The 21,889-nt window shown below is 71.4% G+C and carries 23 protein-coding genes; 13 read left to right on the plus strand and 10 right to left on the minus strand.

Going from position 1 to position 21,889, the window contains the following annotated elements:
* Positions 1-4 precede the first annotated feature (4 nt).
* Genes QSK36_RS15785 through QSK36_RS15805 form a run of 5 tightly spaced genes read left to right on the plus strand, consistent with a single transcriptional unit; the run spans position 5 to position 4,161 of the window.
* Positions 5-814, plus strand: a complete 810-nt coding sequence (locus QSK36_RS15785) for a dihydrodipicolinate synthase family protein (RefSeq protein WP_285782919.1) — start codon at positions 5-7, stop codon at positions 812-814.
* Positions 815-819: 5 nt separating this feature from the next.
* Entirely contained in the window at positions 820-1,659 is an 840-nt protein-coding gene (locus tag QSK36_RS15790; protein WP_285783086.1) for an iron-containing redox enzyme family protein, read from the plus strand.
* Positions 1,656-1,988, plus strand: a complete 333-nt coding sequence (locus tag QSK36_RS15795) for a Rieske (2Fe-2S) protein (protein ID WP_285782920.1) — start codon at positions 1,656-1,658, stop codon at positions 1,986-1,988. The genes QSK36_RS15790 and QSK36_RS15795 overlap by 4 nt, the downstream gene beginning before the upstream one ends.
* Positions 1,985-3,448 (plus strand): purine-cytosine permease family protein, encoded by a 1,464-nt coding sequence (locus tag QSK36_RS15800; protein ID WP_285782921.1) that lies wholly within the window; start codon positions 1,985-1,987, stop codon positions 3,446-3,448. Before QSK36_RS15795 ends, QSK36_RS15800 begins: the two co-directional genes overlap by 4 nt.
* The gene (locus QSK36_RS15805) at positions 3,445-4,161 is read left to right on the plus strand and encodes a DsbA family oxidoreductase (protein ID WP_183539024.1); all 717 of its coding nucleotides are present in this window, start codon (positions 3,445-3,447) and stop codon (positions 4,159-4,161) included. Before QSK36_RS15800 ends, QSK36_RS15805 begins: the two co-directional genes overlap by 4 nt.
* Before the next feature lie 85 nt (positions 4,162-4,246).
* Here QSK36_RS15805 and QSK36_RS15810 read toward each other — a convergent pair whose 3' ends face one another.
* The gene (locus QSK36_RS15810) at positions 4,247-4,903 is read right to left on the minus strand and encodes a class I SAM-dependent methyltransferase (RefSeq protein ID WP_285782922.1); all 657 of its coding nucleotides are present in this window, start codon (positions 4,901-4,903) and stop codon (positions 4,247-4,249) included.
* 182 nt (positions 4,904-5,085) lie between these two features.
* Here QSK36_RS15810 and QSK36_RS15815 point away from each other — a divergent pair, with 182 nt between their 5' ends.
* From QSK36_RS15815 to rocD, 3 genes are all read left to right on the plus strand, one after another.
* A complete protein-coding gene (locus tag QSK36_RS15815) occupies positions 5,086-5,535 on the plus strand; it encodes an Lrp/AsnC family transcriptional regulator (protein WP_183539010.1) in 450 nt (149 codons plus the stop codon).
* A gap of 107 nt (positions 5,536-5,642) precedes the next feature.
* Positions 5,643-6,497 (plus strand): dimethylargininase, encoded by an 855-nt coding sequence (gene ddaH, locus QSK36_RS15820; RefSeq protein WP_285782923.1) that lies wholly within the window; start codon positions 5,643-5,645, stop codon positions 6,495-6,497.
* Entirely contained in the window at positions 6,494-7,699 is a 1,206-nt protein-coding gene (gene rocD, locus QSK36_RS15825) for an ornithine--oxo-acid transaminase (protein WP_182897494.1), read from the plus strand. Before ddaH ends, rocD begins: the two co-directional genes overlap by 4 nt.
* Here rocD and QSK36_RS15830 read toward each other — a convergent pair.
* On the minus strand, positions 7,668-9,251 hold the full coding sequence (locus tag QSK36_RS15830) for an alkaline phosphatase D family protein (RefSeq protein ID WP_285782924.1): 1,584 nt from the start codon (positions 9,249-9,251) through the stop codon (positions 7,668-7,670). The two genes, rocD and QSK36_RS15830, sit on opposite strands and share 32 nt — an antisense overlap.
* 254 nt (positions 9,252-9,505) lie before the next feature.
* On the opposite strand from QSK36_RS15830, the gene QSK36_RS15835 reads away from it, so the two are divergent.
* Complete coding sequence (locus QSK36_RS15835) at positions 9,506-10,828, plus strand: Glu/Leu/Phe/Val family dehydrogenase (protein ID WP_183539003.1); 1,323 nt, start codon at positions 9,506-9,508, stop codon at positions 10,826-10,828.
* A 70-nt stretch (positions 10,829-10,898) separates the two neighbouring features.
* Here QSK36_RS15835 and QSK36_RS15840 read toward each other — a convergent pair whose 3' ends face one another.
* The 3 genes from QSK36_RS15840 to QSK36_RS15850 are packed head-to-tail and all read right to left on the minus strand — an operon-like array spanning position 10,899 to position 13,126.
* Positions 10,899-11,804 carry a Gfo/Idh/MocA family protein gene (locus QSK36_RS15840; protein ID WP_285782925.1) on the minus strand — a complete coding sequence of 302 codons (906 nt, stop codon included), beginning with the start codon at positions 11,802-11,804 and terminating at the stop codon, positions 10,899-10,901.
* Between the two features lie 34 nt (positions 11,805-11,838).
* Entirely contained in the window at positions 11,839-12,768 is a 930-nt protein-coding gene (locus QSK36_RS15845) for an NAD-dependent epimerase/dehydratase family protein (RefSeq protein ID WP_285782926.1), read from the minus strand.
* Positions 12,769-12,778: 10 nt separating this feature from the next.
* Positions 12,779-13,126: a YrdB family protein gene (locus tag QSK36_RS15850; protein ID WP_183538997.1), complete on the minus strand. Its 348-nt coding sequence runs from the start codon at positions 13,124-13,126 to the stop codon at positions 12,779-12,781.
* Positions 13,127-13,238: 112 nt separating this feature from the next.
* Between QSK36_RS15850 and QSK36_RS15855 the strand changes: the two genes are divergently transcribed.
* Positions 13,239-13,937 (plus strand): TetR/AcrR family transcriptional regulator, encoded by a 699-nt coding sequence (locus QSK36_RS15855; protein ID WP_285782927.1) that lies wholly within the window; start codon positions 13,239-13,241, stop codon positions 13,935-13,937.
* A gap of 83 nt (positions 13,938-14,020) precedes the next feature.
* Here the strand turns inward: QSK36_RS15855 and QSK36_RS15860 are convergent, their stop codons facing one another.
* The 5 genes from QSK36_RS15860 to leuA form a co-directional block, all read right to left on the minus strand.
* Positions 14,021-14,560 carry a MarR family winged helix-turn-helix transcriptional regulator gene (locus QSK36_RS15860; protein ID WP_285782928.1) on the minus strand — a complete coding sequence of 180 codons (540 nt, stop codon included), beginning with the start codon at positions 14,558-14,560 and terminating at the stop codon, positions 14,021-14,023.
* Between the two features lie 11 nt (positions 14,561-14,571).
* Positions 14,572-16,215, minus strand: a complete 1,644-nt coding sequence (locus QSK36_RS15865; protein ID WP_285782929.1) for an FUSC family protein — start codon at positions 16,213-16,215, stop codon at positions 14,572-14,574.
* A gap of 125 nt (positions 16,216-16,340) precedes the next feature.
* Complete coding sequence (locus QSK36_RS15870) at positions 16,341-16,751, minus strand: type II toxin-antitoxin system VapC family toxin (RefSeq protein WP_285782930.1); 411 nt, start codon at positions 16,749-16,751, stop codon at positions 16,341-16,343.
* A complete protein-coding gene (locus QSK36_RS15875; RefSeq protein ID WP_183538991.1) occupies positions 16,748-17,041 on the minus strand; it encodes a type II toxin-antitoxin system Phd/YefM family antitoxin in 294 nt (97 codons plus the stop codon). Before QSK36_RS15875 ends, QSK36_RS15870 begins: the two co-directional genes overlap by 4 nt.
* Positions 17,042-17,300: 259 nt before the next feature.
* Complete coding sequence (leuA, locus tag QSK36_RS15880; RefSeq protein WP_183538989.1) at positions 17,301-19,025, minus strand: 2-isopropylmalate synthase; 1,725 nt, start codon at positions 19,023-19,025, stop codon at positions 17,301-17,303.
* 278 nt (positions 19,026-19,303) lie between these two features.
* Here leuA and QSK36_RS15885 point away from each other — a divergent pair, with 278 nt between their 5' ends.
* From QSK36_RS15885 to QSK36_RS15895, 3 genes are all read left to right on the plus strand, one after another.
* Positions 19,304-19,549 carry a DUF2630 family protein gene (locus QSK36_RS15885; RefSeq protein WP_183538988.1) on the plus strand — a complete coding sequence of 82 codons (246 nt, stop codon included), beginning with the start codon at positions 19,304-19,306 and terminating at the stop codon, positions 19,547-19,549.
* A gap of 75 nt (positions 19,550-19,624) precedes the next feature.
* Entirely contained in the window at positions 19,625-20,677 is a 1,053-nt protein-coding gene (locus tag QSK36_RS15890; RefSeq protein WP_285782931.1) for a GNAT family N-acetyltransferase, read from the plus strand.
* Positions 20,678-20,732: 55 nt separating this feature from the next.
* Complete coding sequence (locus QSK36_RS15895) at positions 20,733-21,779, plus strand: alpha/beta fold hydrolase (protein ID WP_285782932.1); 1,047 nt, start codon at positions 20,733-20,735, stop codon at positions 21,777-21,779.
* Positions 21,780-21,889: the final 110 nt, after the last annotated feature.

Genomic DNA, 21,889 nt, shown 5'->3' on the forward strand with positions numbered 1-21,889 from the left:
ACCTGTGTATCCAGCAAAGCACTCGGGGACGATCGTCCCCATGGTCACGCCCCTGACCGAGGCGGGCGAGGTGTCCGAGCCGAGCGTACGGCGGCTCGTCGAGTCCCTCAGGAGCGAGGTCACCGGGCTGATGCCCGCCCTGTCCACCGGCGAGGGGTGGAAGCTGTCGGATCGGCAGTGGCACGACGTGGTCGCGTACACCGTCCGCCACGCGGACGGGCTGCCCGTCCTGGCCGGCGTGCAGTCGCCGACCACCGAGGAGGTGATCGCCAGAGCGAAGGAGGCCCAGGCCCTCGGCGTGGCGGCGATCGCCGTCACCACCCCCTTCTCGCCGGACCTTACGCAGGAGGAGATCTACGAGCACTACCGGGCGATCCGGGAGGCCGTGCCGGTCCCGCTGTTCGTCTACAACGAGAAGGCCCTGTCGGGCAACCAGATCGAACTGGACACCCTGGTGCGCGTCTGCGCCCTGCCCGGCGTCGTCGGCATCAAGGAGTCCAGCGGGTCGGCCGAGTTCACCAGGAAGCTCGTCGCCGCGGTCCCCGAGATCCCGGTGTTCGAGGGCTGGGAGAACCTCCTGCACGAGGTGACGGGGCCCGGCGGGGTCGCCGGGTTCATCGGCCCCCTGGCCAACCTGGAGCCCGGCCTCGCCAACGCCATGCTCGCCCAGCCGTCCGAGCGACGGCAGCGCGAGATCGACGCGACCTGTGAGCGGTACGGCCTGTTCAACGACGACTGGTACCGGCACCTGAAGAAGGAACTGCACCGCCGCGGGGTCATCGACACCGAAGCGGTCGTCGAGGAAGCGGGGTGAGCGGGATGTTGGAGGTCCGGCCCGGAGACTCCGCCCAGAAGCGGCTCTACGTCTACAACCGCTCGGTCCTCACACCCGAGAGGTACGCCGAGCTGTGCGAGATCGAGCGCGACTGGGTGGTGCGTCTCGCCGCCGAGCACGAGGAGCGCGCTCCCCGCTTCGGGTTCCGCATCGAGCTGATCGACGCGCTCCACGACCTGCTGGCCAAGGAGCAGGCCAACCCCTCCGGCGACGAGCGGTTCCTCGCGGAGGAGGCCACCCTCGACCAGTTCAAGACGGTGGTCGCGGAGTTCGCCGTCGACGGTCTGGTGGAGTCGCAGTCCCACCTCGGGATCCTGCGGCGCCTGCCGTCGAAGGCGCGCATGGCCGTGCTGCGCGTGCTCATCGACGAGTTCGGCTGCGGCAACGACGACATGGAGCACTCGCGGCTCTACCGCGACCTGGTGACCGAGCTGGGCATGCCCGCCGACCTGGAGCACTACGTGGACCTGGCCGGGGACGCCAGCTTCGCGTACGTCAACCTGTTCCACTGGCTGGCCGACCGGGCGCCGGCGCCGGAGTACTTCCTCGGCGCGTACGCCTACTTCGAGGCGAGCGTGCTGTACGCCTTCAAGCCTTTCGCGGCCGCGGCGAAACGGCTCGGCATCGGCAACGACCGGTACTACACAGAACATTTGTACATCGACAGCTTCCACTCCAAGCAGATGCAGACCGCGATACGGGCGCTGGGCGAGCACCGCCAGGTCGACCTGGCGAAGGTGTGGGCCGGCGTCACGCTGACCAGCGCCGTCATCGCGGAGGCCACGGAGGCGGCGGTGGACAGGGCGAGGAAGGTGCCCGCATGACCGACGACACGGGTGGGCCTGTCTCGCTGCGCCAGATCGCGCCCGACCTCCTGCTCATCGAGGTGGCGGGCAGGCGGGTGCTGACCCAGGCGGAGTGCCCCCACCGCAGGGGGCGGCTGCGCTACGGCTATCTCAACGGCCGGACGCTGCGGATCACCTGCCCGCTGCACCACTCCACGTTCGACCTGCTCACCGGCCGGCAGGTGGCCGGCCCGCCGTGCGGTTCGCTGCGCGTCACGCTGCTGCCCGAGGACGCCGCGTCTCCTCGGTCGGCGGCGGAGGCGGCGGCGTACGCCGAGGCGGTCCGGCCCGAGGCGGGTGCTCCGTGACCACCCGCGAGCTGCCCGCCCAGGTCACCGGGCAGGTCACCGGGCAGAGCACGCGGGTGGAGGCGCACGGCGTCGACCGGATCCCGGACGGCGAGCGCACCGCCTCGCCCCGCGAGTTCCTGTGGATCTGGCACTCGGCCCAGTTCTCGTTCGGCACGGTGGTGCTCGGCTCGGTGCCGGTGAGCTTCGGCTTGAGCTGGACCGCCTCCGTCAGCGCGATCCTGGTGGGGCTGCTGATCGGCACGGCGGTGTTCGCACCGCTCGTGCTGTTCGGCAAGCGCACCGGCGCGAACGACGCGGTGTCCAGCGGCGCCCACTTCGGCGTGCGCGGCCGGGTCGTCGCCAACGTCATCACGATCGTGGTCGCGATCGGGTTCTTCTCGATCGCGGTGTGGACGGGCGCGACGGCCATCCTCGCGGCCGGCCAGCGGGTGCTCGGCACCCCTGCCGGCCCGGCCGGCCTCGCCGTCACGATGCCGGTGATGGCACTGGCCGTCGTGGTGGTCGCGGTGTACGGATACGGCGCGCTGCTGGCGACGTACAAGGTCATGACGGTGATCGGCGGGCTGGTGCTGCTGGCGCTGGTCGTGGTGCTGCTGCCCGGTTTCGACCCGGCGTACGCGGGCGGGCCGTACGCGCTGGGCGACTTCTGGCGGACCTGGCTGCTGGCCGTGTCCTTCAGCGCCACGCTGCCGGTGTCGTACTCGACGTTCCAGGGCGACTACAGCCGCTACCTGTCGCCAGGGGTCCGCGACCGGGCGGCGGTGGCGTACAACGGCGCGGCGATGTACGTGAGCAACGCGCTCGCGCTCGTCGGCGGCGCCTATGTCACCACGATGCTGAAGAACGGCTCGGCGCCCTGGATCCTCGGGGTGGCCGACGCCGTGCCCCGTTGGTTCACGGTCGTGGTGATCGCCTTCGGGTTCGCCGGCACGCTGCCGCAGGCGGCACTGTGCCTGTACGCGGCGGGGCTGTCGGCCAACTCCATCCTGTGGCGGTTCCCCCGCGCCGCCGCGACGTGGCTGATGTGGGCACTCGGCGTCGCCACCCTCTACGTCGGCGCGATCGTCTTCGACGCCATCGAGTCGATCTCGACGTTCGTGCTGATCCTGCTCGTCCTCGTCTCGCCGTGGACCGCGATCATGCTGGTCGGGTTCGCCCTGCGGCGGGGCCGCTACCACCCCGAGGACCTGTACGGCTTCGCCCGGCCCGGCCACCGGGGCGGCTACTGGTTCACCGGCGGGTTCAACCTCCGGGCCCTGGGGGCGTTCGTCCCCGCGGTGGTCCTGGGGCTGCTGTTCGTGGACAACACGATCTACACCGGCCCGTTCGCCCGCCTGGCGGGCGGGGTGGACCTGAGCTGCCTGGTGCCGTTCTGCACGGCGGCGCTGCTCTACGCCGCGCTGTGCCGGCTGTTCCCCGAGCGGACGGCCGTACCGACCGGAGGTGATTCGAGATGAACAGAGATCCGCGGCTGCCCGACTCGCCCGACACGATCGTGGTCTTCTCCGACCTCAACTGCTCCTTCGCCCACCTGGCCGTCTACCGCCTGCACGAGGCGCGCCGGCGGCTCGGCCTGGAGGGACGGCTGTGGTTCGACCACCGCTGCTTCCCGCTGGAGCTGTTCAACCGGACGGTGAACGAGCGCCCCGGGGTGGACTCGGAGGTGTCGGTGGTCGGCGCGCTCGACCCCGGCGCCGGCTGGCGGCTGTGGCAGGGGCCCGACTGGACCTACCCGGTCACGATGCTGCCGCCCCTGGAGGCCGTGCAGGCGGCCAAGGCGCAGAGCCTGCACGCCTCGGAACAGCTCGATCTGGCGCTGCGCCGGGCCTTCTGGGCCGAGGGCCGGTGCATCTCGCTGCGGCACGAGATCCTCGACGTCGCGGCCTCCACCGGGGCGGTCGACGTCGGGGCGCTGGCCGAGGCGCTCGACGACGGCCGCGCCCGGCGGGCGGTGATGGATCAGTTCGAGACGGCCCGGCACGGCCGGGTCGACTGCAGCCCCCACGTGTTCCTGTACGACGGGACCGACGTCGCCAATCCCGGCGTGCGGGCACGGTGGGTCAACGGCGACTTCGGCGTGGGCTTCCCGGTCATCGAGGCCGACGACCCGACCGTCTACACGGATCTGCTGGCCAGGGCGGCCGAGCTGATCTGCGAGACGGCGGCCTGACGACCCGCCGTCGAAGAGAGGGCGCGGGCCCGGCGAGGGGGCCCGCGCCCTCGTTTCCGCTCACCCCCACGCTCTGATCAGCCGGCTAGATATGCGCGATGAGCGCATAACGTTCATCGCTCACCGGGCGCCCCCACAGGTCGGGATCGTCGCTGAGCGGTTCGATGCGTACGTCGGCGACGAGCGGCCGCACCGCAGCGGCCAGGTCGGCGGCGCTGACGCCGAAGCCCCAGGGCAGCGTTTCGGCTCCCGCCACGTAGGGCAGCCCGGCCTGCCCGGGCTCACCCCAGCGTCCCTCGACCAGCACCAGCCGGCCGTTCGGGCGAAGCCGGGCGACCCACTCGCGCAGCGCCGCGTGGGGATCGGGCAAGGTCCATATCAGGTGCCGGCAGAGCAGCATGTCGAACCGATCGTCGCCGACGGGCGGGGCGTCGGCGTCGCCGACCAGGAACCGTCCGGCGAGCCCGGCGTCCGCGAATTTGGCCCGGGCCTGCCCGATCATCCGCGGTGCCAGGTCGACACCGGTCACGCGATGCCCGGCCGCGGCCAGCAACACCGACAGAGAGCCGGTGCCGCAGCCGATGTCCAGGATGTCGGCCGGATCGGAAGGCGCCCACGCACGCAGCAGGCGGTCCCAGGCGGCACGTGTTCGATCAGCTCGCAGGCCGTGGTCGGGCTCGTCGTCGAACGCGTCGGCGGCGGCATCCCAGTAGTCGGTGATCGCGGACGTGAGTTCGGTCATGGCGGCCATCCTTTCAACCGCCACCGACAATCCGTGCCTGTGATCATTACCTCGCTCATGTCATCGCAGTCACGCCGTCCATCTCCGCCTCGCGCCACACAGCCCTGCGGACTCGGTGGCCTACCTGGCCGGGGTGGCATGCCGGGCGGCGCATCCGCGGCGGCGGCTGTATACAGGTCCACGTGAGGTTGGACGAGCTTGATCGCGCCATAATCCGGGCCCTTGTCGAGGACGCCCGGGCGACGTACGCCGAGATAGGCGCTCAAGTGGGGCTGTCGGCTCCGGCCGTGAAGAGGCGGGTCGACCGGCTCATCGCCAGCGGCGCGATCACCGGCTTCAGCGCCCGGGTGGAGCCGTCGGCCCTCGGCTGGACCACCGAGGCGTACGTCGAGCTGTACTGCCGGGGCAAGACCTCACCGGCGGAGATCGGCATGGCCGTGTCCCGGCACCCGGAGGTCGTCTCCGCCTGCACGGTCACCGGCGAGGCCGACGCGCTGCTGCACATCCGCGCGACCGACGTGCGGCACGTCGAGCGGGTCATCGAACGCCTTGCGGCCGAGCCGTTCGTGGTGCGCACCAAGAGTTCGATCGTGCTGTCGCGGCTGATTAACGGATCGCCGCAAAACGGGTGAAGGACGCAACCGATCCACAGGTGATCGCAACGCGGGCGCATTGGATTGTCGCCTTCCGATTCCTACGCTGAAGTCCCGTTCACCCGGTTTCCCGCTTGGAGTCGACGATGACACTCGCGCCCGCCACCGAGACCACGGACAGTGGTCGTACGGGTACGGCCCGGCATTTCCTGATGTGCCGGCCCGAGTTCTTCACGGTCTCGTATTCCATCAACCCGTGGATGCATCCCGAGAAGGGCGCCGACACGGCCAGGGCGTTGCGGCAGTGGGACAGCCTCCGGCAGGCGTACGAGGCGCTCGGCCACCGCGTCAGCCTGATCGACCCGATCGATGGCCTGCCGGACATGGTGTTCGCCGCGAACGGCGCGCTCGTCGTGGACGGACGGGTCTACGGAGCGAGGTTCGCCCACCCGGAACGCGCCGCCGAGGGCCCCGCCTACCTGCGGTGGTTCGTCGAACGGGGATACGAGACACTGGAGGCGTCCTTCACCAACGAGGGCGAGGGCGACTACCTGACGCTCGACGAGATGATCCTGGCCGGGACGGGCTTCCGCACCGACGTGGCGGCGCACATGGAGGCCCAGGAGTTCCTCGGCCGGCCGGTCGTCACGCTGCGCCTGGTCGACCCGAGGTACTACCACCTCGACACCGCCCTGTTTCCGCTGGACGGCCACAACGTGGCGTACTATCCGGAGGCGTTCAGCGAGGGCAGCAGGAAGGTGCTGCGGCGGCTGTTCCCCGACGCCGTGATCGCCACGTCCGCGGACGCGGAGGTGCTGGGCCTCAACGCGGTGAGCGACGGCCGCAACGTCGTCGTCAACGCCGAGGCGACCGGGCTGATCCTGGAACTCAAGCGTCGTGGCTTCGAGGTCGTCCCGGTGGACCTCGGCGAGCTGCGCAAGGCCGGCGGCGGGCCCAAGTGCTGCACCCTCGAGATCCGGCCGAACAGGGAGATTCGATGAACAGCGAGGAACTGATCCGGCTCAGCGAGAGCCACAGCGCGCACAACTACCACCCGCTGCCCGTCGTGATCAGCTCGGCCGAGGGCGCCTGGGTCACCGATGTGGAGGGCAAGCGGTATCTCGACTGCCTGGCCGGCTACTCCTCGCTGAACTTCGGCCACGGCAACCCCGCGATCCTCGCGGCGGCCCGCGAGCAGCTCGACCGGCTGACGCTGACCAGCCGCGCGTTCTACCACGACCGGTTCGCCGCGTTCGTGACCGGCCTTTCCGAGCTGTGCGGCAAGGACATGGTCCTGCCGATGAACACCGGCGCGGAGGCCGTCGAGACCGCCGTCAAGGTCGCCCGCAAGTGGGGTTACGAGGTCAAGGGCGTCGCCCCCGACCAGGCCAACATCGTCGTGATGGAGGACAACTTCCACGGCCGCACCACGACCATCGTGGGCTTCTCCACCGACCCCGAGTCGCGGGAGGGCTTCGGCCCCTTCTCCCCCGGCTTCCGGATCGTCAAGTACGGCTCCGCCGAGGCGGTCAGGGAGGCGATCGACGAGAACACGGTGGCCGTGCTGCTGGAGCCCATCCAGGGCGAGGCCGGCGTGCTGGTCCCGCCGGACGGCTACCTGGCCGCGGTCCGGGAGATCTGCACCGACAACAACGTGCTGTTCGTGGCCGACGAGATCCAGTCGGGCCTCGGCCGCACCGGGGACACGTTCGCCTGCGACCACGAGCGCGTCGTCCCCGACCTGTACGTCCTGGGCAAGGCCCTCGGCGGCGGCGTGGTCCCGGTCTCCGCGGTCGTCGCGAACAGCGACGTCATGGGCGTGATCGGGCCCGGCCAGCACGGCTCCACCTTCGGCGGCAACCCGCTGGCGTGCGCCGTCGGCGACGCGGTGATCGGGCTGCTGCGGACCGGCGAGTACCAGGCCAGGGCCCGCGAGCTCGGCGCGTTCCTGCACGCGCGCCTGGCGGACCTCGGCCCCGGCGTGGTGGCGGTGCGCGGGCGCGGGCTGTGGGCGGGCATCGACATCGACCCCTCGCTCGGCACCGGACGGCAGATCAGCGAGGCGCTGATGCGCCGCGGCGTGCTCGTGAAGGACACGCACGGCTCGACGATCCGCCTCGCGCCGCCCCTCGTCGTCTCCCGGGACGACCTGGCCTGGGCGGCGGACCAGCTCAGCGCGGTGCTGCGGGAGGCTCGGGCCTGATCCGCACCGCGTCCTGATCGCCGGTGTCGGTGAACCACGTCACCGTGGCCTCCCCGGGCGCCAGGTCGATGGCGGTCATCATGTTGGGGAACCAGGGTCCCTTGCTGATGCGCCACCGCAACGGCGGCCGGGGAAGGCCCCCGGCCCTGGCCAGCACCCCGCCGAGCACGCCCGCGAGCCCGAACGACGCCACGATGTTGGCGAAGCGCAGCGTGCGGCTCAGCGGGTTGCGGATCGGCGAGCAGACGACCTGGTGGACGCGCCCGCCGCCCCGGCGCCGCACGGACGCCATGTAGGAGTAGTGGACGTCGCCCGACAGCAGCAGGACGGTCGCGGGCGGCCTCCCCCGGCCGCCCGAGGCGACCTCCAGCACCACCTGCGCGAGTTCCTCGAACGACCGGCGGAAGGCCCCCCAGTGCTCCAGGTCGAGAAACTGCCGCACCCGCTCGCCCCACCGCGCCGCCCTGCGGCCCCAGATGCCGTCGCAGACCGCCTCGTTCCAGCTCTCCACATGGTGGATCCCCGCGGGCAGCAGGATCGGCAGCGAGGACCCGACGAGCAGGTGGTCGAAGTCGCCGGTGGCGTGCTTGTCGAACCAGTCCCACTCCCCGGGGTCGAGCATCCGCCGGCGTCCCGGCTCCAGCACCCGGGCGCTGCGGCTGTCCAGCACGATCAGCCGGGTGCCGCCCAGGTCCCTGTGGTAGCTCCAGCGCACCGAGTCGGGCTCCTTGTCGGCCCGCCGGGCGAAGGTGTCCAGCGCCTCGTCGCCGCCGCCCGCCCGCAGCGCGGCGAGCACGGGATCGGCCGCCCGCTCGGCCGGGGGCAGGTTGCCCAGGTGCTGGTAGACGTAGTACGAGCCGAGCGCGGAGACGATGCGCCGCTCCCACCAGGGCACCTCGGCCATCTGCTCGCGCCAGACGTTCGAGGTGTTCCAGTCGTCCCTGACGTCGTGGTCATCGAAGATCATCAGGGTGGGGACCGTGGCCATCAGCCAGCGGACCGGAGGGTCGGACCACGCCTGCCGGTACAGCTCGGCGTACTCCTCGAAGTCGACGACCTCCTCGGGTCCTTCGTCCCTGCGCCCGGCGATGAACTCCTTCATGTCCGGCGTGAGCTCGTCGGCGTACACCTGGTCGCCCAGCAGCAGGATCAGGTCGGGCCGCTCGTCCGGCGACTCCATCAGGCGCAGGCCGTAAGCCCGCAGGACGTCCGGGCCGTGCGTGCGCACGTACGGCTCCTCGTGCGGGACGCTGGTGCGGCAGGAGCCGAAGATCAGCCGGTCGAGGCGGGTCAGCGGGTGGATCACGCTGGGCGGCAGGCCCTCTTCCGGCCACACCCGCCGGTCGTCGAGCTCCACCTCGTAGGCCACCGGGCCCTCGATGCCGACGTCGAGCAGGGCGTAGTGGTGGCCGTGCACGGTGAAGGTGCGCTCCTCCGAGCAGGCGTCGCCGGCCCGCACGCGGACCGTACAGGGCTCGGAGGTCTCCACCCAGACGGTCGCGGCGGCGGCGTCCACGTGGCGCAGCAGCGGGCCCAGCACAAGTTCCGGCACAAACCCTGTCTACTGCAAAAGGGCGGCAAAGCGCGACTTGCGCCCATCCGTCCACCGCCGTTCACGTGGTGCGCCACCTATGCGCCGGAACGGCGAAATTCCGCGCGCCGATCTCCGTATTGGCCTATATCGCGATCACCCGGTCCACGGTTTGATCCAGATGTCGCTCCTCCCGGTCCGCCTTTCGCGGCCGTCAACGACGACGGTACGCGGGGTCCGGGGGACGGCCACCCTTCCGACAGGAGAACAACAGAATGACCATCACGGACTTCCCGACAACGGCGTCGGGGGTTCGGTCCCCGATCCCCGACCTCCACGCCCCCTCACTGGGTGAGCGCGCCCTCGCCGCCGCCCGCTTCCAGCTCGCCGAGGCCTCCCGCTTCCTCGGTCTCGACGACGGCATGCACCACATGCTCGCCACGCCCCGCCGCTCGCTGACGGTCTCCGTGCCCGTACGGCGCGAGGACGGCCGCCTGGAGGTGGTGCAGGGCCACCGCGTGCAGCACAACCTGTCGCGCGGACCGGCCAAGGGCGGCATCCGTTTCCACCCCGCCACCGATCTCGCCGAGGTCACCGCCCTCGCCATGTGGATGACGTGGAAGTGCGCCCTCGTCGGCATCCCGTACGGCGGGGCCAAGGGCGGCGTCGCGGTGGACCCGGCCGCGCTGACCACCCGCGAGCTCGAACGCGTCACCCGGCGCTACGTCAACGAGATCCTGCCGCTCATCGGCCCGGAGAAGGACATCCCCGCGCCCGACGTGGGCACCGACGAGCAGACCATGGCCTGGATCATGGACACCTACAGCGCCAACGCGGGCTACTCGGTCCCGGGCGTGGTGACCGGCAAGCCCACGGCGCTCGGCGGCTCGCTCGGTCGCGCGGGCGCGACCTCGCGCGGGGTGCAGATCGCCGCGCTGCAGGCGCTGGCCCAGATGAGCAGGGCGCGATCCCCCGAGGGCGCGACCGTGGCGGTGCAGGGCTTCGGCAAGGTGGGCGCGCTCGCCGCGCAGTACCTCGCCGACGCCGGCTGCCGTGTCGTGGCCGTCTCCGACGCGGGCGGCGCGGTCGTCCGCCCCTCCGGCCTCGACGTCGCCGCGCTGCGCGCCCACGCCGCCGAGACCGGGTCGGTCCACGGCTACCGCGAGGCCGACCCGCTCTCCCACGACGAGCTGCTCGAACTCGACGTGGACGTGCTGGTGCCGGCCGCGCTCGAAGGCGTGATCACGGCGGACAACGCGCCGCGCGTACGGGCCCGCCTGGTCGTGGAGGGCGCCAACGGGCCCACCACGCCCGAGGCCGACCTGATCCTGGCCGGCAACGGGGTCACGGTGGTCCCCGACATCCTGGCCAACGCCGGCGGGGTGATCGTGTCCTACCTGGAGTGGGTGCAGAACACCCAGGCGTACTCCTGGAGCGCCGGAGAGGTCGAGGTGAAGCTCCGCGACCTGATGGAGAACGCCTACCGGGCGGTCGCGGACCTGGCCGCGGAGCGTGACCTCACGCTCCGCCAGGCCGCCCACGCGATCGGTGTGGGGCGGGTGGCCGAGGCCCACCGGATGCGGGGCCTCTACCCCTGACGCCCCTGACGCCCTTCTGAAGACGGCGACGACGACCGCCTCCCGGGAATATGCGGCTTCCGGGAGGCGGTCAGGCCGTCGCCGCCGTGTCCGTGGCGGCCAGCACGATCTGCTCGCACAGCTCGTGGGTCTCCAGGGCGTCGTCGGCCGCGAGGATCCGGCCCTCCCTGACCGCGGCGAGGAACTCCCTGCAGATCTGCTCGATGCCGCGCTGCCGGGTCGCCGGGACCCAGTCGCCACGCCTCGTGAGGATCTCGTCCCCTCCGAGGTCCACCACGTCGCCGAGGTTGACGACCCGCCGCTTGCCGCCGCCGCCCATGACCTCGCAGGTCTCCTCGGCCGCTCCGCTGGTGCGGCTCATCACTCCGACGGCGGTGAACCCGTCGCCGCCGAGCGTCAGCACCACGTGTTCGAGCAGGCCGTCCCGCGTCCTGGTCCTGATCGCGGTGTCGGTGACCGGCCCGGGGGCGAGGAAGCGCAGCGTGTCGGCCACGTGGATGAAGTCGTCGAAGACCACGGTCCGCGGGTCGCCGGGCAGGTCACGCCGGTTCTTCTGCATCACGACCACGTCGCGCGGCAGGCCGCGCAGGGCCGCGTACGCGGGGGCGTGCCTGCGGTTGAACCCGACCATCAGCGACCTGTTCCGCTCGCGTGCCAGCCGTACGAGCCCGGCGGAGGCGGCGGCGGCGTAGGCGAGCGGCTTGTCCACGTAGACGTGCACGCCCGCCTCCAGCAGCGTGGTCACGATCGGGACGTGCGCGCTGGTGGCCGCGTGCACGAACGCCGCGTCGATCCCGGCCTCGGCGAGGCCGTCCACGGAGGTGAAACGCGCGCCGATCCGGTACGCGTCGCCGAGCCGGTCGAGAGCCGCTCGGTCGCGGGTGCACAGCAGCGGCTCGATGCCCGGCGTCGCCGCCAGCACGGGCAGGTATGCCTTCTCCGCGATGTCTCCCAGGCCGATGATCCCAACTCTCATGCCGGGGAGACTATCGCCGTCCTTCCGGCGCTTTTCAGCGCCCCCGCCACCACGCCACCGTCTCCTTCACCCCGTCCTCGACCGGCGTCGGCCCGAATCCGAGGACCGCCTGGGAGGCGGAGGAGTCGAGCACGTACGGCCGGTCGAACTGATAACGGGTCTCCCCCAGCTCGCGCAGGAACGGCGATACGAGGCCCCCCGCCTTCAGCGTCCACGACGGCAGCCGCCGCAGGCGCGGCGCCGGGGCGCCCGCGGCCTCGCACACCATCTCGGCGTACTGCCGCATGGTGAAGGGCGGCGCGGTCGGGACGTGCCAGGGCCGGCCCCACGCGCGCTCCTCCCCCGCGGCCGCCGCCAGCGCCCGCACGACGTCGGGCAGGTACGTCCAGCTGTGCGGGATGTCGGGGTCGCTCACGACGGTGGCGGGCTTGCCCGCGAGCAGGGGCTCCAGGAGCCGCGGCCCCACGTACGACTGGTCGGACGACCGGGGCCCGTAGTAGTCCGAGCCGCGCACCTCGGTGACCCGCACCCGGCCGGCCTCGTGGGCGGCCCGCATCTCCTCCCACATCCGCGCCCGGACCATGCCCTTGGTGCCGGTCGCGGCGAGCGGCAGATCCTCGGTCATCGGTCCGTCCACCGGCCCGTATCCGTACAGGTTGCCCAGGGTGACCAGGACGGCCCCGGACGACTCGGCGGCGGCCAGCAGCGAGGCCGCGATCGGCGGCCAGTCCAGGGGCCACCGGTGATAGCGCGGGTTGGCGCAGTTGTAGAGCGCGTCGGCCCCCTCGGTGAGCCGCCGCATCACGGCGGCGTCGGCCGCGTCCGCGGCGACCCGCGAGATCCCCGGACGCTCCGGGCCGGAGCCCGAGCGGGTGACGAGGGTCACCTCGTGCCCGCGCTCCGCCAGCGTCTCGGCGAGCCCGCCGCCGACCTGTCCCGAACCGACGATCACATGCCTGCCCATCACTTCTCCTTCAGACCTGATCCGTCAGCAGCCGCAGCACGCCGTCCACGACGTACACGACCGCGAACACCACACCCGCGGTGACGAGCCCGGAGGCCGCCAGTGCGGCCGCCCCCGCGCCGAACCACACGACCTCGAAGGCGGCCCGGGCGATCCCGTGCAGCTGGTGCGGCGCCTTGCCGCCCGCCATGAACAACCCCCAGAGCGTGGCGAACACGGCCGGCCCACCGAGTCCCAGAAGGATCTTCACCAGGATGTTGGCCTCCCGGGTGAACCCCCAGTAGGCCAGCGAGATCAGCACGCCCAGCTCCAGGAAGAACATCAGTGCGGAGATCGTTCCCTTGGCCACGGTAAGCATCGGCACTCCTTGACTTCATTGCTCCGTTTCGAGAGCAATGCTCTCCTATTGGGGCGGATTTCGTCAAGAGCACCGCTCTCTAATCGCTCAGGTGCTCTGTTAACCTTGCCACATGAATGCGAGCAGGACCGCGCGCGAGCGGGTGAGAGCGGAGCTGATCAGGGAAATCACGGACATCGCCCGGCGACATCTGGCGACGGAGGGAGCCACGGGCCTGTCCCTGCGGGCGGTGGCCCGCGAGATGGGGATGGTCTCCTCGGCGATCTACCGCTACTTCCCCAGCCGCGACGACCTGCTGACCGCGCTGATCATAGACGGATACAACGCCCTCGGAGAGGCCGTGGAACGCGCCGACGCCGCCTGCGCGCGCGACGACTTCACCGGACGATGGCTCGCCGCCTGCCGGGCCGTCCGCGAGTGGGCCCTGGCCCATCCGCACGAGTACGCCCTGCTGTACGGCTCACCCGTGCCGGGCTACGCCGCTCCGCAGGACACCGTCGCGCCGGCGGTGCGGGACACGGCCGTGTACGGGCGGATCGTCGCCGAGGCCCACCGCGCGGGCAGGCTCGCCCCTCCCCCGATCTGCCCGCCGCCACCCGCGATCCTGGCGGAGGACGCGGAGATCGTACGGTCGCTGATGCCGGACGTGCCGGACGACGTGGTCACACGGGCGATCGTCGTCTGGACGGGCCTGTTCGGGATGGTCAGCTTCGAGCTCTTCGGCCAGTTCAACAACACGATCGCCCACCGAACCGAGCTGTTCGAGCACAACATGACCTGCCTGGGCCGGTTTCTCGGCTTGTCCGAGTAGGCGACACGACTCGGCTTGTCCGAGTAGGCGACACGACTCGGCTTGCCCGAGTAGGCGACACGACTCGGCGGGCCGGATCGCGGTCAGAGCCGGCGGGCGCCGAGGCGTCCTTCCAGCAGGAGGAGCAGCTCGCCGAGCAGGTCTCCCAGCTCCCGCCGCCGGTCGGCGCCCATCGCCGCCAGAAGATCGCTCTCGTAACGCAGCTGCCGCGGCAGGAGCCGGTCGGTGAGCGCGCGCCCCTCCTCGGTGAGCGCGAGGTGGGAGACCCGCCGGTCGCGGTCGTCGGGGCGGCGGCTCACCAGCCCGCGCTCCTCCAGGGCCCGCAGCCGCTTGGTGACGGCCGCCCCCGAGGCGAAGGTCTCCTTGGCGATCCGGCCCGGCGTGAGCTCCCGGTCGAGCCGCCGCAGGGCGGCGAGGACGTCGAACTCCGGCCGGGTGAGCCCGTACTCCCGGAGGGGCGCGTCACCGGCCTGCTGGAGCAGCAACACGCACCGGGTGAGGCGGCCGATCACGGCGATCGGCGCGGTGTCCAGCTCGGGGTGGACACGCCGCCACTGGTGCATCACCTGCTCGACGACGTCCTCTGCGACGCTCTCGGGCGCCTCCTCGGCGATGTCCTCCACGCCCCGATTCCTCAGCCCTGGGTCCGTTCGCAGCCGACTCTATCCCGAGCCGGTGCGGCCAGCCTCGCCAGCAGGCGGTGCCCCTCGTGCTCGGCCCGGGCGACCTGCTCCTCCGGCAGCGCGCGCTGCCACCACTCGCCGGCCGCCACGTCGGCGGCCCGGCGCAGCTCCACCAGGTCGTCGACGAGCGTGCCGCGGACCCGCACGGTCTCCGCCGGCTCATCGGCGCCGACCGCCAGCAGACGCCGGGCAGCCGCCTGGGCGTCGGCCACGCGCCGCAGCGCCGCGTCGATCCGTCCGGCGCTGCGGCGGTTGGTCACCAGCAGGCAGCCGAGCAGGCCCGCCGCGACGCCCACGGCCGTGTCCAGCCAGCGGTCGCTGATCAGCCGCCACGCGGGCTGATAACCGGGCAGCTCGGTGAGCAGGAGAGCCATCGGCGTCACGCACACCGTGCCCAGCCAGTAGTTGCGAGTCATCAGCGCCTCGGTGCAGAACTGCAGGGCCAGCGTGAGCAGGACGAGGGCGAGCGCGCCCGTACGGCCGACCGGCAGCAGCGCCGTGAAGACGAGCAGGCCGACCACGCTGCCGAGGGCGCGCTGCAGGGCCCGTTGCCACGACAGCGTGGCGTTGGCCTGGAAGACGGACGCGGCCGTGACCACCGCCCAGTATGGGTGGCCGACTCCCACCGCCAGCGAGACCAGCCCGGCGAGGGCGGACCCGACGGCGACGCGTACGCCGATCGGGAACAGCGGCGAGGCGGGGTGGAACATGCGCAGCGGGCCGGGCCCGCCCGGCGCCGCCCGTTCCAGCGCGATGCCCGCGAGCCCGGCGGCCCCCGTCTCACCGAGACTCACCTCGGGCACCGGGCGGTTGCGTCGCACCTCGGCCGCCCAGCTCGCGAAGCGGGCCGCCTCGTCCCGGGACACGGCGGGGAGGGACGCCTCCACCCGGGCCAGGAGGCGTTCGAGCGCGCGCCTGCCCGCTCCCTCGGGTGATGGGAGCAGCGTGTGCCAGGCCGCGTTCACCGCCGCCGCCGCGTCGTGCCGGGCGCGGGCGGCCGCCGGACCCTCCGCATGGGCGAGCCGTACGGCCGCCTCCAGGGCGCGGGCCACCGCCGCGCGCTGGGGCCCTTCGGGCCGTACGAGCGCGGGCGCCATGCAGACCAGCCAGGCGAGCGCCGCGGCGGCCGCGACGAGAGCGAGGTGGAGGGGGATCTCTTCGAGCCGCTGCGGCAGGAACGCGCAGGTCGCGCTCATGAAGGTGAAGATCAGGCTCCCCGGCGGCCCGATCCGGGCGGCGTCGCACGCCACCTTGTGCGCGGCGGCCGGCAGCGCCGCCACCAGGACCAGGACGGGGGCCGACCGAGTGAGCCCGGCCGCGGTGAGCGCGACACCCACGCTGGCGACCATGCCCGTCGCGACGCCGAGGAGGGTCCGCGCCCGGACCCGGTACGGCAGGCCGTGCGCGTAGAGGGCGCACATGGCTCCGGCGGAGGTGTAGACGGCCAGGTCCAGGCGGTCCAGCAGGAGCAGGACCGTGTCCGGCACGGCGAGGGCGACGACCGCGCTGAGCGCGTGCTTGTGCCAGACGTCCCCCAGCCCGCCGATCCGGAACACTCCCCGCAACGGCAGCCGCCCTCGCATCGCCGGCCTCATGATCCCCAATTCTTTCTCAAGTGTTTTACTCGTGAAAGATATCAGGCCGCCAAGCGCCCCCACCCCGCCGCCTCGGGCGAGGGCAGCGCTGCTCCCGCGCACGCTCACGCCATGGGAATCCCGCTCTACCCGGGCCCGGCCCCGTTTAAGCCGGGTGCGGCGATGGGGAGGCCCGCCTCTTCGGCCGCCGCGAGCAGCCGCTTGTCGTAGGCCACAAACCAGTCGAGAGCCCGCTCCAGCAGCTGCGCGGCGGACAGGTGAAGGGCGTCGAGGGTCCGCAGCCGGGACGGCCCGATCTCCGCGGCCGCGTCGAGGAGCGGTGTGTCCACGGGCAACGTCCTCAGCCGGGCCATCAACGCCTTCGCCATGGAGACCGCCTGAGGTCCGGAGGCCCGCACCGCCCGGACCACCTCGGTCCGGGCGAGTTCGCAGGCGACCACCGCCCCGGCCTGTGCCGCCAGCCACTTTTCGAGCGCCGCCGTCTCCTCCTCCCGGACGACCAGCTTGACCAGCGCCGAAGAGTCCAGGTAGATCACCCTTCCTCCACCCTGAGCTCCGCCAGCACTTCGCTGGGCAGAGGCGTTCCGGATTCCGAGGGCAGGGCATGCCAGGCCGCCCAGTCGATCTCCACCTCGGGCAGCTTCATGCGGCCCTCCGCGACGAGCCGGTCCGTGACGACACGTTCGTGCGGCAATGCGGTGAGCTGTGCCACCGGCCGCCCCCTCTCCGTGATCTCAACCGTGTTTCCCGCCTGGACCAGCTCCAGATAGTGCGCAAGCCGGTCGCGCAGTTCCCGTACTCCCACGCTGACGACCTCGTCCGCCATGCCCTCAGGCTAACCGAAGCGGTCCCACCAATCCGTCACCGGTACGCTACTTTGCGTATGCGTACCCATCGTTCTGACCGGAGTACCTGAGAAGAACGAGACATGCGAAAGGCGGCAGTCGGGGATCTCCCGGTTGCCGCCTTTCGCGTGTTTCCGACAGCCTTTTGGGCCGGTCAGGTCATACGCTTGCGCTTTTGTGCAAGGTCACGGGCAGTGAGACCGCAGGTCCTGCCGCATCACTGCGAGATTCAGGGGGCTGTCAGGCGCGGGTGGCGCGGTTGACGGCGGAGATGATGGCCTTGAGCGAGGCGCTCGTCGTGTTCGCGTCGATGCCGACGCCCCACAGGACCTGCGTGCCGTTCGGCCCGCCGACCTCGCACTCCACGTACGACGCGGCCTTGGCGTCGGCGCCCGCGCTCATCGCGTGCTCGGTGTAGTCGAGGACCCGCACCGGCACCCCGATGTTCTCCAGCGCGTCGCAGAAGGCCGAGATGGGGCCGTTGCCGACGCCCTCGATCTCCCTGATCTGGCCGTCGACCCGCACGTCGGCGTTGATCGCGTCCTTGTCGTCCACGGTGGAGGTGTGCCGGTGGGCCAGCAGGCCCAGGCGGCCCCAGGGGCTCGCCGGGTTCGGCAGGTACTCGTCGGCGAACCGCTCCCACATCTCGGCGGCCGTGACCTCGCCGCCCTCGGCGTCCGTACGGGCCTGGATGACGCGGGAGAACTCGATCTGCAGGCGGCGCGGCAGGTCGAGCTGGTGGTCCGCCTTCATGATGTAGGCGACGCCGCCCTTGCCCGACTGGCTGTTGACGCGGATCACGGCCTCGTACGTGCGGCCGATGTCCTTGGGGTCGATCGGCAGGTACGGCACGGCCCAGGTGAACTGGTCGACCGGCACGCCGGCGGCGACCGCGTCGCGCTCCAGGTGCTCGAGGCCCTTCTTGATGGCGTCCTGGTGGGAGCCGGAGAAGGCCGTGTAGACCAGCTCGCCGCCCCACGGGTGGCGGGGGTGCACGGGCAGCTGGTTGCAGTGCTCGACCACGCGCCGGATCTCGTCCATGTCCGAGAAGTCGATCTCCGGGTCGACGCCCTGCGAGAACAGGTTCATCCCCAGCGTGACCAGGCAGACGTTGCCGGTCCGCTCGCCGTTGCCGAACAGGCAGCCCTCGATGCGGTCGGCGCCGGCCATGTAGCCCAGCTCGGCGGCGGCGACGGCGGTGCCGCGGTCGTTGTGCGGGTGCAGCGACAGCACGACCGAGTCCCGGTACGCCAGGTTGCGGTGCATCCACTCGATCTGGTCGGCGTACACGTTGGGGGTGGCCATCTCGACCGTCGCCGGCAGGTTGACGATCACCTTGCGGTCGGGGGTGGGCTGCCACACGTCGTTGACGGCGTTGCAGACCTCGACGGCGTACTCCAGCTCGGTGCCGGTGAAGGACTCGGGCGAGTACTGGAAGTAGATCTCCGTGCCCTCCATCTCGGCCGCCAGCTTCTTGCACAGCTTGGCGCCCTCGACGGCGATCGCGGTGATGCCGTCCCTGTCCTGGCCGAAGACGACCCGGCGCTGGAGGGTGGAGGTGGAGTTGTACAGGTGGACGATCGCCTGGCGGGCGCCGCGCAGCGCCTCGAAGGTCCGCTCGATCAGCTCGGGCCGGGCCTGCGTCAGCACCTGGATGACCACGTCGGAGGGGATGCGCCCCTCTTCGATGATCTGGCGGACGAAGTCGTAGTCGGTCTGCGACGCGGCGGGGAAGCCGACCTCGATCTCCTTGTAGCCCATCCTGACCAGCAGGTCGAACATCTTCAGCTTGCGGTCGGAGTCCATCGGGTCGATCAGCGCCTGGTTGCCGTCGCGCAGGTCCACCGCGCACCAGCGCGGCGCCTCCGTGATGACCTTGTCGGGCCAGGTGCGGTCGGCCAGCCGTACCGGCTCGAACGGCGTGTAGCGGTGGAACGGCATGGGGCTGGGCTGCTGCTCATTCATGGTTGCTCCTCGTCGGGCGCACGGCGAGCCCCGGGCACGACGTTGCCGTCGATTCGTTAGGAAGGGGGCGCCGTTGGATGAAACCAGGGCGGCCGACGCGCATGCCTCTCGCACCGCGGCGAGGGAGCCGGCCTCTTACAGGCCCTCGCCGCGGCGGATAAGAAGGAGTCCGCGCAGCATGCCAAGCAGACTAGCAGACGCCCTCAGCCGGACGAGACACCCGATCACATTCCGAGACGGAGCACCAGGTTAGGGTGACTCGTGACGAAGGAGGCCACATGAAGGACGACGAGATCCTGAAGCGGATCAGCGACCTGGTCGACGAGGAGCACTCCCTGCGCGAACGACTGGTCGCGGGTGAGCTGACCTCGGACGAGGAGCACAACAGGATCGCCTCGCTGGAGGAGCAGCTCGACCGCTGCTGGGACCTGCTGCGCCAGCGCCGCGCCCGGCGCGATGTGGGCGAGGACCCCGACTTCGCCTCCCCCCGCCCGGTCGACGAGGTCGAGAACTACATGCAATAGAGCCCTCACCCACCGCCGTTCCACGATGTGAAAATCAGTCGCGCTCCTGACAAGGGGTGCGAAATTCTTGTCGGCATGCACATGAAGCGCGTCGCCCCCATCGAGAACGACGCCGATCAGGGGGAAGACGCCCCGGACGGCCCGGCGGGGCACTCCCCTCTGGCCGGTCTGTACGGCATCGCGCGCGCATGCGACCATCCGGGTCCGGCGATGTCGTGGCGGCACTTCACGGCGAGCGTCCGGAGCGGGTCCGGCGGCGAGCGGGCCGAGGCGTGGGTGGCGTGCGACGGCAGCCAGATCACCGGCCGCCAGGTCGGCGGTGACCAGGTCGTCGGCGGCCACATCCTCCATTTCCCTCAGGACGACAACACCCATCTCGCCCTGCTCCGGCTGATGACGCATCCGGGCCGCAGGCGCGAGGGAATCGGCGTCGCGCTGCTCGACCACGCGATCGCCCGGGCGCGCGACGAGGGCAGGCGGGTCCTGATCGCCGAGGCCGTGGCGGACGGTCCTGGCGCGGCGTTCGCCAAGGCCCGCGGATTCTCCCCCGCCTCCACCGAGACCCGGCTTGTGCTCGACCTGCGTACGGCCGACTGGTCCGGCCTCGAACTCCTCCGCGCCCGCGCCGTACGGCACGCCACGGGCTACTCGCTCGAACGGTGGGCCGGGCCGACTCCCGACGACCTGCTCGGCGACATGGCCTGCCTGGCGGAGGGCATGAACGACGAGCCACTGGGCGACCTCGCGATGGAGGACCAGCGGTGGACCGCCGACCGCGTGCGCGCCCGCGAGGAGATGCTCGCCCGGGCGGGCCAGCGGACGTACACGATGATCGCCCGGCACACGGCCAGCGGCGAGCCGGCGGGGTTCACCCAGCTCGTGGTGGACGCCGAGCGGCCGGAGGGATGGGCCCGTCAGAGCTCGACCACCGTCCTCGCGCCGCACCGCGGCCGGCGGCTCGGCCTGGTGCTCAAGCTCGCCAACATCACCTGGTTCCGTGCGTGCGAGCCGTCCGCCGAGCGTGTGATCACGTGGAACTCCGTCGCGAACCCGCACATGCTGGCGATCAACGAGGCGATGGGCTTCGAGGTCTTCGACACCTGGCACCAGTGGCAGCTCGACATCTGACTGCTCTTTTCGCTCGTCATTGATCTGGTGACCGGATTCACGTACGAATAGCGTGATGAAGCGCTCGATCCGCAGCAAGAGGATCATCGTCAAGGCGCTGGCCGGGCTCGTTTCGGGAGCGATCGCCGGGGCCGCCATGAGCGCCGTCTACCAGACCTACGGAGCCTGGCATGATCGCCGCCGGTTTCCTCCCCCCGGACGTATGGCCGACGTCGGCGGCCGCAGGATCCATCTGTGGACCGCGGGCACAGGCTCGCCGACCGTCGTGATCGTGCCCGGGCTGGGTGAGCCGGGTTTGAACTGGGCAGCGCTGTTACCCGAACTGGCGGTGGAGTCGTCGGTTGTCCTGTACGACCGCGCCGGACTCGGGTGGAGCGACCCGTCTCCGTGGGCGGCAACGGCGTTGGGAGCCGCCCGTGACCTGCGGCGCGCGCTGGACCAGGCGGGGATCGCTCCCCCGTACGTTCTGGTGGGGCATTCAGCCGGAGGGAACATCGTCCGGCTGTTCGCAGCCGAAAGACCCGACGCCGTGGCAGCGGTCGTCCTCGTCGACTCCAGCCATCCCGAGCAGATCCGCCTGCTGCACCGGACGAGAACAATGATCGCCCTGGAAATGCTGCGCTCGCGCCTGACGCCGCTGGGACTTCGGCGCCTGGCTTTCGAGGCCGGATGGAGCGACCGCGCCCGCCGCGCAGCCGAGGCCCGGCGCCTGCCGTCGAAGCTCCTCTCCACCACGATCGCCTTCGACCTCAGCGATCGGCAACGCCGCACGGAGTTGTGTGAGGCGGCGGCCGCGATCACCGTCAACCCCGGGCAGGTCCGCCGCCGGGCGCCAAGCCTGGGGGCGATTCCGCTCACCGTGGTCTCTTCCAGCCCGGACGAACCGCCGGGCACCGACATGAAGGCGGTCGAGGAACAGCGCCGCTTCTTCTCCGTCTGGTCTCCGCTTCAGGCCGACCTGGTGCGGCTGTCCTCGAACGCCGTACACGTCGTCGCGGAGCATGCGGGGCACCACATCCACCGGGACCGCCCGGAGCTCATCGTCACGGTGATACTCGGCCACGTCCGGCGAGTCCGGATCGAGGCCGGGCGCGCTGGTTGACCCCTGCTTGAGGCCGTTGATTCCACGGTTGATCTGCCGTGGCGGCTCGACAGGTTCGCCCATCCTGCCCCGCCTCGCGGCGGCGTCGCCGGAGACGACGGAGGAAGCGG

This window comes from Microbispora sp. NBRC 16548 (assembly GCF_030268985.1).
GTDB classification, from domain to species: Bacteria; Actinomycetota; Actinomycetes; order Streptosporangiales; family Streptosporangiaceae; genus Microbispora; species Microbispora catharanthi.

What these genes read in the sequence shown, in the direction of transcription:
- QSK36_RS15790 (WP_285783086.1), top strand. Translation starts at nt 820, where the DNA reads ATGTTGGAGGTCCGGCCCGGAGACTCCGCCCAGAAGCGGCTCTACGTC.
- QSK36_RS15795 (WP_285782920.1), top strand. Translation starts at nt 1,656, where the DNA reads ATGACCGACGACACGGGTGGGCCTGTCTCGCTGCGCCAGATCGCGCCC.
- QSK36_RS15805 (WP_183539024.1), top strand. Translation starts at nt 3,445, where the DNA reads ATGAACAGAGATCCGCGGCTGCCCGACTCGCCCGACACGATCGTGGTC.
- QSK36_RS15810 (WP_285782922.1), bottom strand. Translation starts at nt 4,903, where the DNA reads ATGACCGAACTCACGTCCGCGATCACCGACTACTGGGATGCCGCCGCC.
- ddaH (WP_285782923.1), top strand. Translation starts at nt 5,643, where the DNA reads ATGACACTCGCGCCCGCCACCGAGACCACGGACAGTGGTCGTACGGGT.
- rocD (WP_182897494.1), top strand. Translation starts at nt 6,494, where the DNA reads ATGAACAGCGAGGAACTGATCCGGCTCAGCGAGAGCCACAGCGCGCAC.
- QSK36_RS15835 (WP_183539003.1), top strand. Translation starts at nt 9,506, where the DNA reads ATGACCATCACGGACTTCCCGACAACGGCGTCGGGGGTTCGGTCCCCG.
- QSK36_RS15840 (WP_285782925.1), bottom strand. Translation starts at nt 11,804, where the DNA reads ATGAGAGTTGGGATCATCGGCCTGGGAGACATCGCGGAGAAGGCATAC.
- QSK36_RS15845 (WP_285782926.1), bottom strand. Translation starts at nt 12,768, where the DNA reads ATGGGCAGGCATGTGATCGTCGGTTCGGGACAGGTCGGCGGCGGGCTC.
- QSK36_RS15850 (WP_183538997.1), bottom strand. Translation starts at nt 13,126, where the DNA reads ATGCTTACCGTGGCCAAGGGAACGATCTCCGCACTGATGTTCTTCCTG.
- QSK36_RS15855 (WP_285782927.1), top strand. Translation starts at nt 13,239, where the DNA reads ATGAATGCGAGCAGGACCGCGCGCGAGCGGGTGAGAGCGGAGCTGATC.
- QSK36_RS15865 (WP_285782929.1), bottom strand. Translation starts at nt 16,215, where the DNA reads ATGAGGCCGGCGATGCGAGGGCGGCTGCCGTTGCGGGGAGTGTTCCGG.
- QSK36_RS15875 (WP_183538991.1), bottom strand. Translation starts at nt 17,041, where the DNA reads ATGGCGGACGAGGTCGTCAGCGTGGGAGTACGGGAACTGCGCGACCGG.
- leuA (WP_183538989.1), bottom strand. Translation starts at nt 19,025, where the DNA reads ATGAATGAGCAGCAGCCCAGCCCCATGCCGTTCCACCGCTACACGCCG.
- QSK36_RS15885 (WP_183538988.1), top strand. Translation starts at nt 19,304, where the DNA reads ATGAAGGACGACGAGATCCTGAAGCGGATCAGCGACCTGGTCGACGAG.
- QSK36_RS15890 (WP_285782931.1), top strand. Translation starts at nt 19,625, where the DNA reads ATGCACATGAAGCGCGTCGCCCCCATCGAGAACGACGCCGATCAGGGG.
- QSK36_RS15895 (WP_285782932.1), top strand. Translation starts at nt 20,733, where the DNA reads ATGAAGCGCTCGATCCGCAGCAAGAGGATCATCGTCAAGGCGCTGGCC.